Source organism: Kastovskya adunca, assembly GCF_059505785.1.
This window is the reverse complement of the sequence record NZ_JCACLG010000009.1, coordinates 90,359-101,762: the sequence shown is the minus strand read 5'-3', so window position 1 is coordinate 101,762 and position 11,404 is coordinate 90,359. Positions and strand designations below refer to the sequence as shown.

Here is an 11,404-nt window from a genome sequence, read left to right as displayed (position 1 = left end):
GCAAGTTGGGTCTATGAATGAAGAATCCCCTCGCCTTTAGGCAGGGGAGTGTCAAATCACAATTACAATTTGTAAAGAAGGAAGCACCCTGAAGAATTACTTCCCCACGCTAGCTATCATCGTTTAGTGAATTCGGATATATCCTTATGGCAGTTGCTAAAGATACAATCTGGGAACGTTTTTTATCTCCCATTGTCCGACTCTTCATTGATGAGGATAAGTTACGGCAATTTCATGAGAGCGTTGATTGGGAAAAAGAGAGCGATCGCTTCCGGCAACCCGGTCTGATTTATCCTCATTACTACAGTAGTCAAAACTTCCACGGCGTTGAAGGGGGCTACCTAAATGGTGGGGCAGCAACATCCTACGATCCCATTACCCAGCGCGTTTTACCGCCTAACGAAGCTTCGGTGCGTCAAACCCTAGTAGATGCTGTCAAAGGACAACCCTGGCGGATTTTAGATTTAGGCTGCGGTACGGGTTCAACAACGTTGATGTTGAAACAAGCCTTTCCGCAAGCAGAGGTAGTTGGGATGGATCTGTCACCCTACATGCTATTCATGGCGGATTATAAAGCCAAACAAGCAGGACTCGATCTCCAGTGGCGGCATGGCAAAGCGGAAGAAACAGGTTTTCCGGATGCCTCGTTTGACGTAGTGACAGCCTCTTTGCTGTTCCATGAGACTCCTCCTGCTGTCTCTCAATCTATTCTGCGCGAAGCTTTTCGGCTGCTCGTCCCCGGCGGACAAGTGTTGATTCTCGATGGTTCCCAGAAAACCCTGCACCAGGTCAGTTGGTTGACTGAAATTTTTGAAGAGCCATATATCAAGGATTTTGCAGCTGGCAACCTAGATGCGTGGATGGGTAAGGCAGGTTTTGAAGCGGTGCAAAGTGAACAGTTCTGGTGGATACATGAGGTGACACGAGGTATCAAACCTATTCCTGTAGAAAATGCCGCCGCCCAACGAGTATCCACTAGCAGTGCATTTGATGATTTTGGTTCCGAGGGTATTCCCGCCCCAGCGTTTTAGCACAGCAGCATGACACTAAAGGTAGTTCTGTTTGATTTCAATGGCGTCATTATTAATGATGAAAAAATTCACCAGCAGCTAGTTGAGGAAATCCTGATCGCAGAAAATCTGCGCTTTAATCCGAGGGACTATAGAGAGGTGTGTTTGGGTAGGAGCGATCGCGCCTGTCTCACAGAACTGCTAGAACGTCGGGGACGAATACTAAGCGAAAGCTCCATCACCCAGCTCATGCGGCGTAAAGCCCAAGCCTATCAGCAGCAGCTAGAAAGCTTGAAAAAACTGCCCATCTACTCAGGATTGGAAGACCTCATTTATCAACTGCGCGTTGTCCAGGTGCCGATGGCAATTGTGAGTGGGGCGTTACGCTCTGAGGTCGAGCTAGTCTTGGAACGCAGCAACTTGGGGCAGCATTTTTCCACCATTGTTAGCGGCGATGACATTAAAGTCAGCAAACCGGAACCAGATGGCTACCTGCTGGCGGTGGAAAAGCTCAACCAACAGTTTCCTGAGCTGCGGGCGCAGGCATCAGACTGTCTAGCGATTGAAGATACTCCAGCCGGAATTGAAGCTGCCAAGCGTGCCGGAATGCAAGTTGTGGGTGTCGCTAATACCTACCCATTTCAAATGATGCAGCGGCAAGCAAACTGGGCGGTGGATTATCTTTCTCAGTTGGATGTTGAATGGGTGCAGCAGGTTTATGCTCAACCTACTCGGCAATCTCTCAAAGAGTGTTAGAATGTCAAGTTGTGATTAGTCTAAGGGTGGAGCCGTTGAGATGGCTCCGGAAACCTATCGATCGTCAAAAGGGGAATTAGCTCAGTTGGTAGAGTGCTGCGATCGCACCGCAGAGGTCAGGGGTTCGAATCCCCTATTCTCCATTAATATCAGCAAGCCCTACTCTATTCTCGCCCTTTGGATGAGCATGCTTTTAGTAATAGCGTTATCAGGAGAACCTTATAGGGGTAACTAGCGATCGCTTACACGGAAGCAATAGCCTATAAAGACTTGAGGATCAAGAACAGGGTGAAGAATCATTGTTTACTCAAGTCTATCAATAACGCATCTGGGTATCAGTAAATCAACAATCTCCATCTTCTTAAAGCGGGGAATATTAACTCTCTTGGCTTCCTTTGTTCAACGATGATAGATTCATCCGACGACTCTCGCGGGAAATGGGGACTAAGGCTGGGGCTTGACTTTGACCCTTGCTGTCTTGCAAGCTTTCAACTAATAAAGATAATTGTGCGATCGCGGGAGCCTCAAACACATTACGCAAAGGCAACTCTACCCCAAATGCATCGCGAACCCTAGAGACAAGCTGAGTCGCTAGTAAAGAATGCCCCCCCAATTCAAAGAAATTGTCATAGATACCCACCCGCTTCAGTCCCAAAACAGAGGCAAAAATTTTCACCAGCACGTCCTCAACAGCCGTTCGAGGCGCAACATAACCTCCCGCCAACTCTAACTGGGATGGTTCAAATGCTCTTAAGGCGCGACGATTGACCTTGCCATTCACAGTCAAAGGTAAAGACTCCAACACCACAAAAGCCGAAGGAACCATGTACTCAGGTAGCTTCTGAGCCAGATAAATCTGCAATTGAGGTACCAACTTACGAGCCGCCTTTGCTTGCAGGGGATTATTGGCATAAGATTGCCACGGACGCACTCGTTTCTCTGGCTGTACTAAAGCAGATGGAGGGCTAAAGTGAGAATTCTCACCCTCTTCTTGGTTAATCAATTGAACTTGCACAAACAAAACGTCATAGCATCCTTCATTAGCGGCATCCGACCAGCTAATATCAACGCTATAGGATAAATCTTCACCCATTGCCCACCAATCCTCTGGTTCCACTCCCAAGGGGAGTTCCTGCAAAGCTTTTTGAAACTGACCTACCGTTTGAATTTCTCCTGCACCCGACAGCCATTGTGCGGTCTTAACTGCTGTCATCACTCGCGCATTAGGTACATGAGTAATGCTTAGTATTTCTGGCTGGTTCTCAACCAATAACTGACGTACCTTTGCCACCGTCAAGTTATCCCCGCACCAGTCTAGCCATTGCGATCCCCCCTGCCCCACTTGATAAGGGGGGTTGGGGGGGTCTATTTCAGCCTCGATATAAAGAATCGCATTGTAACGAAACTGAGTTAACTCATTGTGATGGCGACCCCGCATTAGCTGAATCTGTACGTGACTAATCTGGGGAAGGCGCTGCTTTAATGCCCTGAAGAAAGCGGGGTCAATCACTAACTCCGTTTCCTGGAACATTTGCATTTGTACCCGTTGCCGTAGTTGTTCGCAAGTCAGCGAGGGTTCGGCTTGATACAGTAGCACCGAGGCGTGAAACGCTTGTAACAGCAGCAAGTTACGCACATCTCCAATGAAGATAAAGCCACCGGGAGCTAATGCCTTTACTGCCCCCTCCAGTACCTGCACAAGATAGTCAACACTGGGAAAATATTGCACAACAGAGTTGAGAATCACCGCATCAAAAGCTTCTGTTTCCATTCCCTCAAAATCAGTTGCCATCCTCTGGAGTAGCTGCACCTGGGGTAACTCTTGCTTTGCCAATTGCTGCCGAATGTAGTCTAGTGATGCCTGGGAGAAGTCCGTTCCCTGGTATTTCGTGCAGTGGGGCGCAATCCTCAACAGCAATAGACCTGTCCCACAGCCAATTTCTAGCACTCGATGCGGTTGTAAAGCCAAAACCTGCCCGACTTGGTTATTCACCCACTCGCGCATCTGTTCTGCTGGGATAGCATCACCCGTGTAACTGCTATTCCAGCCGACAATATTGAATGTTGGATCAAAATCAGTAGCGGGTTGGGTATAAGTCTCGTCGTAGAGCATCTGCCATTGCAACACCTGTTCGTCCTGGAATTGCCTTTCTTGCCCCTGCTCTTGAATACCCTTATCTTCAACATTCAGTGCGACATAAGCGACCAAACGTTTCTCACCCGGTACATCTTCACGAGCCATCACCACCGTTTGCAGCACTGCCGGATGCTGCTTCAATACTGACTCAATTTCACCCAATTCAATGCGGTAACCGCGAATTTTTACTTGCTCGTCGAGGCGACCTAAAAATTCGATATTGCCATCTAGTTGATAACGAACTAAATCGCCTGTTTTATAAAGACGTGCTTCTGGATTATTGCTAAAAGGATTAGAAATAAAGCGTTCAGCCGTTAAATCGGGGCGGTTTAGATAACCTCGCGCTAGTCCATCCCCACTGATGTACAACTCACCAGCAACGCCAATCGATACAGGTTGTAAATACCTATCCAGAATATAAACTTGATTGTTGGCAATGGGACGACCAATTGTAGGGGCTACATCAGCTTGCTTTTTGGCAGGAACAGTGCCGGATGTTGTAACTACTGTATTTTCAGTTGGCCCATAATTATTCACTACCTGGAAAGGTAGGGAGGCTGAAGGATACTGATGTAGTTTATCTCCCCCTGTGAGTAATAATCGCAAGGCTACGTTGTTAGACCAATCTAATAACAAAAACTTTTCGGCTAAAGGTGTAGGTAAAAAGCTAATAGTTATCGCTTTTGATCCTAACCAGCTTTGCAAATTTTCAGGTGATCGCCTAATTTCTTCATTAGGAAAATAAATACTAGCTCCTGCACTCAAATAAGGCCAAATTTCCCACCCACAAGCATCAAAAGCAACTCCTGCAACCTGCGTTACGCGGTCAAGGGGTGAAACGGTAAAGGCTTGTTGATGCCAAAAAACCAGATTTGATAATCCCCGATGTTCAATTTCAACCCCTTTCGGTTTTCCTGTTGTACCAGAGGTGTAGATAACATAAGCCAGGTTGTCTGCTGTAATGTTACTGGTAGGATTCTCTGCAAGTTCTTGGGCAATAGTTTCCCAATCTTTGTCTAGACAAACAACAATTGGGTTATATATTTGGCAATCTGCCTGTATTTCCCCATCTTGCACCACCCTCTCACCAGCAGGGGAATTAATTCCCCCATTAGTAACTAAATTCGGATCAAGGTGACTATCAATCTCTACGGGTTTAGTTCTATTTAGAGAACTTTCGCTATTAGTCAGCGATTTAAATTGCTGGTGAGTGAGCAACACCGACACCTGAGCATCTTCAATTATGGAATTCAAACGATCAGAGGGATAGCTAGGGTCTAAGGGTACGTAGGCTCCTCCTGCTTTGAGAATGCCCAACATCCCGACGATCATATCGGGAGAGCGCTCGACACAAAGCCCTACTAAAACTTCCGCACTCACACCTTGTTTTTGTAAGTAATGGGCAAGCTGATTACTGCGGCTATTCAACTCTCGATAAGTGAGTTGCTTGTCTTCAAAAACTACCGCTACAGCGTCAGGAGTCTTTTCTACTTGAGCTTCAAATAACTGATGAATACATGGGTCTTTGGGGTAATCTACCTGAGTATTATTCCATTCCACTAAGAGTTGATGATGTTCTGATCCACTTAATATCGGTAAACCTGCAATTCGTTGTTCTGGATTGGCAACAATACCCTCTAACAAAGTTTGAAAATGTCCCAACATTCGGGTAATAGTGGTTTCATCAAATAAATCGGTACTGTACACAACAAAACCGCTAATTCCTGCTGAAGAATCTGCACCTAATCCATTATTTTGCGGCTGCTCCCACAGATGGAACTCCAAATCAAACCGCGTTGTCCCCGTATCAACAAATTGCAGGGGACTGAGTGTTAGTTTTGGTAGCTCTAGCGCCTGCATTGGCGCGTTTTGCAAAGCAAACACGACCTGAAATAGGGGATTTTGGCTTAAATTCCGCTCTGGATGCAGTTCCTCCACCAGCTTCTCAAAGGGCAAATCTTGATGAGCATAGGCTCCCAGCGCTACTTCTCGGACTCGATGTAATAATTCCAAAAATGTGGGATTGCCCGATAGGTCGGTACGCAACACTAAACTATTAACAAAAAAGCCAATTAACCCCTCGATTTCACTCCGGTTACGATTGGCAATTGGCGAACCGACTGTGATGTCCTCTTGCTGTGTGTAGCGGTAGAGCAAGGTTTGGAATGCTGCCAGCAAAGTCATGAACAAAGTGACTCCTTCTCTCTGGCTCAAGGCTTCTAGTGCCTCACTGAGGTTTTTTGGGAGTTGCAAAAACTGGGTTGCACCCCGGTAGGTTTGAACAGCGGGTCTGGCTCGGTCAGTAGGCAGATTCAGTATAGAAATGTCTCGCAGGTGCTGTCGCCAGTAAGCTAGTTGTGCCGCTAGCACTTTCCCTTGCAACCACTGGCGTTGCCAATAGGCAAAGTCGGCGTACTGGATGGATAATGGAGGGAGTAGTACAGGCTGCTCGTTGCCGATCGCGCTGTAGAGTGCTGCTATCTCTCGAATCAGTATCCCTATAGACCAGCCATCGGAAACAATGTGATGCAGAATCAGCAATAGCACATACTCTGTCTCATCCAGCCGCAGTAATGTTACTCGCAGCAAGGGAGCTTTAGATAAATCGAAAGGACGCTGAGCCTCCTGGGTTGTGAGTTGTCGCGCTTGTGTTTCTCGTTCGGCTACTGGAAAGTCTCGCAGGTCTATTACGGGTAGGGATAGAGTTAAGGTGGGAGCAATGACTTGAACAGGTTGCCCTTCCACCGTTACAAAAGTGGTGCGTAAAGCTTCGTGACGACGCACGATTTGATTAAATGTCTGTTCCAGCGCGGCTAAGTTGAGTGACCCGGTCAGACGTACTGCTGCTGGGGTGTTATAGAAGGCATCATTAGGTACTAACTGGTCGAGGAACCACAGCCGTTGTTGAGCAAAGGAGACGGGGAGGGTTTTGTCCCGCGAGATGGGGAGAAGGGGGGTGGAAGTGTTGCTGGTAGTACGATTAGCGGCTTTTAGAAAGGAAATAATTTCTGCTTTGCGTTCTTGTATTTCTGTACGCAGTTCTGGTGTCAGAGTTCCTTCGGGAGCATTACAACAAAGGCGACTTGGCTCTATAAGCGTGTGGCGATCGCCTTCTACAAAAACCTGAATATCTAAGCTCCGAAGGTAAGACAAAAATTCAACTATTTCCACTCATTCAACCCCTTTTACGAGACTAGCCGAAGATAGGAGTTTACTTGCTAGGTAAGGGAACTGTGGTCTAACCCTGGTATGACACTGGAAGACAACGTAGCAAATATTTACCCGAAGGGCGCGTAACTTTGACGTTTCCTGTTAAATTCAACGAGCCAGACTCCTGTGACCTCAGCACGCTCAGGAAAAAGCTTTAGCCGCTTGCTAGACAGCAGTTTTAAGAAACTTCTCCATTGCGTAATTAATAAAAATCTCTCCCCCACGTTCCACCTGTTGTTCCCTAACAACGGAGAAGCCTTTATCCAAGAAAAATGGCTTAGCGGTAATACTTGCTTCGGTATACAAGCGATTAAGCCCTAATTCATCAGCTTTTGCCTCAATTGCCCCATAAATCTTACTGCCAATACCCCGGCGCTGATAATCTTTGTGGCAGTAGAAGCAGTCTATATGTCCGCTAGATTCTAACTCGCCGAAACCCGCGATCGCGCCTTCATCATCAGCAACGTAAGTAAATCGCTGAGAACAGACCTTTGCCCAGTCTCTAAAATAAATATCCTCTGGTGCCCATGCCTTAACCTGATTGAGCGAGTAATCACGAATGTTAATTTCACGCACTGTGTCGTAGAACAACTGCGCTAGTTGAACACCATCTTGCTCCTGAAACAATCGTATTTTCATCAAACGCTCCACTGGCTAACTATTTATTTGGGGTGGGTAGTCGCAGGGGTGTAAAACTCATGTAGTGTTATACAAATTTCATAAAATAGCGCTACAAATCACCCCCCTAACCCCCCTTATCAAAGGGAAAAATCATATAGTATCTGTAGCAAACATTCAGGGAATTGGTGTTACGCTTTTCTCAAAATTCTACCTCTTCCCGCTCATTTCCCTGAGAATTTTTGGTATCCAAACCTTTCGCTGCCCAACAAATTGTCTCAATGTGTTTAGCTAGAGTCGCCACAGTCGGAGCATCAAACAAGTGACGTACAGGCAACTCCACTTGGAAGGCATCACGTATACGGGAAGTTAGCTGAGTCGCTAACAGAGAATGTCCTCCCAATTCAAAGAAGTTATCGTGGATACCTATCTGCTGTTTCCCTAAAACTCTAGCCCAAATTCTTGCTAACTCCTCCTCGACAGTAGTCCGAGGTGCCACATAATCTTCTTTCGGATCAAGACTAAGAGTATCTACCGCAGGTAAGGCACGGCGGTTTACTTTACCATTAGGTGTCAGCGGTAGAGAGTCTAGCACTACATAAGCAGAAGGCACCATATACCCCGGCAACTTTTCTTTCAGGAATTGGCGCAGTCGGAGCGCGAAGTTTTGTGTCCCTGTTGTCGGTGCTTGCTCTTGGTTAGGAACAATATAAGCCACCAATTGTTTATCACCAGGTATGTCCTCCTGAACAATAACCACTGTCTGAAAAACTTGCGGATGTTGACTTAAAACGGCTTCAACCTCTCCCAACTCAATACGGAAGCCACGGATTTTTACCTGATTGTCAATACGACCCAAAAACTTAATATTGCCGTCTGGTTGATAGCAAGCTAAGTCACCTGTTTTATAAAGTCGTGTCTCTCGTTTGTTGTTAAAAGGATTAGGAATAAAGCGTTCAGCCGTTAACTCAGGACGGTTGAGGTAGCCCCGTGCCAATCCATCACCACCAATGTACAACTCACCTGGAATACCAATGGGTACAGGCTGCATCTGCTCATCTAGTAGATAAATTTGTGTGTTTGTAATCGGGCGACCAATGGGAATAGATGTTGCTGATTCTGGTACGTCCTGCACCCAATAAAAAGCAGAGAATGTTGTTCCTTCTGTAGGGCCATAAACATGAATTAATCGCTCTGGTGCTGCTTTTTTGATAACCTTCTTTACCCATCTAGGATCGACTGTTTCACCTCCAAACAGTAAATATTTCAATGAGTTGAAAGCTTGCGGCGTATCTCTGGCGATTTGTTGAAATAGAGCAGTAGTTAAGAACAGAATGCTAATGCATTTTTGACGCAATTGTAAGGCAAATTCTGGGGGTGAAAGGGTGACATCTCTGCTAATTCCAACAAGTTGAGCGCCGTGAAGGAGCGCTCCCCAAATCTCGAATGTTGCTGCATCGAAGGAAGTATTGGAGACTTGGGCTATTTTATCAGAAGAGCCTATATTTATATAATTTGTATTAAACAGGAGACGATTTACAGCTTTGTGAGCAACCGCAACTCCCTTAGGTTTTCCTGTAGAACCGGAGGTATAGCTTACATAAGCTAGATTGTCACCACTTAAGCTATTAATAGGATTTTTTCTGCTTTGTTGAGCAATAGTTTCCCAGTTTTTATCTAAGCAAATAACCAAATTTGAGAAGTCTTCAAACAGCTTAACTAGCTTCTTCTCTGTTAGCAATAATGTTATTTGAGCATCCTCAATCATGAAGTTGAGACGTTCCTGGGGATAGCTGGAGTCTAGAGGGACATAGGCTCCTCCTGCCTTAAGGATGCCCAACATCCCCACTATCATCTCTACAGAACGTTCTATACAAAGTCCGACTAATACTTCTGAATTTACTCCTAGTTTTTGCAAGTAGTGCGCTAGTTGGTTGCTGCGGTTATTCAACTCGCGGTAGGTGAGTTGTTTGTCTTCAAAGATTACTGCTATTGCATCAGGTGTCCGCTCTACTTGCGCTTCAAATAACTGATGGATGCACTGGTGGGGATAGTCAGCCTGAGTATCATTCCATTCCACTAATAATTGATGTTGTTCAGATGGGCTTAGGAGTGGTAAGTCTGCAATCCTTGCTTGTGGATTGGCAACAATGCCCTCTAGTAAGGTTTTAAAATGTCCTACCATGCGGGTAATGGTAGCGGCATCGAATAAATCTGTGTTGTATACCACCACACCTCTAATCCCGTCTGCGTAGTTCCATTGCTCTCCCCATAAGCTTCTGAAACCTTCTGATCCTTCCCACAGGTGAAACTCTAAGTCAAAGCGCGTTGTTTTAAAGTCAATAGTCATCGGGTTTAGTGTCAACCCTGGTAGTTCTAGTGCTTCCATTGGCGCATTCTCAAAACCGAATACCACTTGGAACAGGGGATGGCGGCTCAAGGAGCGTTCCGGATGCAATTCTTCTACTAGCTTCTCAAAGGGCAAATCTTGGTGAGCGTAGGCTCCGAGTGTTACCTCTCGTACTCTACCTAGCAGTTCTTGGAAGGTTGGGTTACCAGATAAGTCGGTACGTAGCACTAAGGTATTGACAAAAAAACCAATTAACCCTTCAATCTCACTGCGGTTACGGTTGGCAATGGGTGAACCGACGGCAATATCTTCTTGGTGGGTGTAGCGGTAGAGCAAGGTTTGGAAGGCTGTCAGCAGGGTCATAAACAGAGTGGCTCCTTCTTGCTGCGATCGCGTTTTTAGCGCCTTACTCAAACTTGGTGATAGCTCTAGAAATTGAGTGGTTCCCTGGTAATTCTGTACAGCAGGTTTTGGGCGATCGCTCGGTAAATTTAGGACAGAAATACTGTCTAACTGTTGCCGCCAGTAAGCCAGTTGTGTCTGTAGGGGCGACGCATGGGTTGTTCCTCCCTCTTGTAGCCACTCGCGTTGCCAGTGGGCAAAGTCGGCATATTGCAGAGGTAGTTCGGGTAAAGGTGGAGAGGTGTGGTGTGCCACGTCTTTATCAGCTAAGGCTGTGTAGATTGCCGTCAGTTCCCGAATTAACACCCCAATAGACCAATCGTCGCAAATGATATGGTGCAGGTTTAACAGCAATATGTATTCTGTCTCGTCCAGTTGCACGAGCAACAATTTCAGCAAGGGCCCAGTAGCGAGATTAAAAGGACGCTGAGATTCCTCGGTAACTAACTGCTTTGCTTGCAGTTCCCTTTGCTGAATTGGCAACTCCCGCAAGTCTATGACGGGCAGATCTACGGTGAAAGTGGGAGCGTTAGCGTCGCTTTCGGCAGGAATCGCCTGAACGAGTTGCCCCTCCACTATCCCAAATCGGGTGCGTAAAACTTCGTGGCGACGCACGATTTCGTTGAAGGTCTGCTCTAAGGCGGTCAAGTTAAGTGAACCCGTTAAGCGCAGTGCTGTGGGCACATTATAGAAAGTGTTGCCAGGTACTAACTGCTCAATAAACCAGAGTCGCTGTTGAGCAAAGGATGCCGGAAAGACAAAAATCTCTTCTTCCTGAGAGATATCGAGTCTTTCTTGAGCATCTGTTAGGGAATTGTTAGAACGCTCTGATGTCATTTATATTTAGTTCTCACTTCACAATGTTTTGGCAACACGACTGTACCGCCGATCGCGGCTCAAGTCATGGCTTCAGATGTTAAG

The 11,404-nt window shown here is 46.3% G+C and carries 5 protein-coding genes and 1 tRNA gene; 3 read left to right on the top strand and 3 right to left on the bottom strand.

The genetic code is table 11. From position 1 onward, the window contains the following. The first annotated feature begins 146 nt into the window (after window positions 1-146). The 3 genes from AC5JR3_RS02860 (at window position 147) to AC5JR3_RS02850 (ending at window position 1,909) form a co-directional block, all read left to right on the top strand. Complete coding sequence (locus AC5JR3_RS02860) at window positions 147-1,031, top strand: class I SAM-dependent methyltransferase (protein ID WP_495842843.1); 885 nt, start codon at window positions 147-149, stop codon at window positions 1,029-1,031. Between the two features lie 9 nt (window positions 1,032-1,040). Further along, window positions 1,041-1,766 (top strand): HAD family hydrolase, encoded by a 726-nt coding sequence (locus tag AC5JR3_RS02855; protein ID WP_495842841.1) that lies wholly within the window; start codon window positions 1,041-1,043, stop codon window positions 1,764-1,766. Between the two features lie 70 nt (window positions 1,767-1,836). Then, window positions 1,837-1,909: transfer RNA gene (locus AC5JR3_RS02850), tRNA-Ala, on the top strand. Window positions 1,910-2,142: 233 nt separating this feature from the next. On the opposite strand, the gene AC5JR3_RS02845 is transcribed toward AC5JR3_RS02850, so the two are convergent. The 3 genes from AC5JR3_RS02845 to AC5JR3_RS02835 form a co-directional block, all read right to left on the bottom strand. Next, entirely contained in the window at window positions 2,143-7,074 is a 4,932-nt protein-coding gene (locus AC5JR3_RS02845) for a non-ribosomal peptide synthetase (protein WP_495842840.1), read from the bottom strand. A gap of 204 nt (window positions 7,075-7,278) precedes the next feature. Beyond that, window positions 7,279-7,752 (bottom strand): GNAT family N-acetyltransferase, encoded by a 474-nt coding sequence (locus AC5JR3_RS02840; protein ID WP_495842838.1) that lies wholly within the window; start codon window positions 7,750-7,752, stop codon window positions 7,279-7,281. A gap of 181 nt (window positions 7,753-7,933) precedes the next feature. After that, window positions 7,934-11,320, bottom strand: a complete 3,387-nt coding sequence (locus tag AC5JR3_RS02835; RefSeq protein WP_495842836.1) for a non-ribosomal peptide synthetase — start codon at window positions 11,318-11,320, stop codon at window positions 7,934-7,936. Window positions 11,321-11,404: the final 84 nt, after the last annotated feature.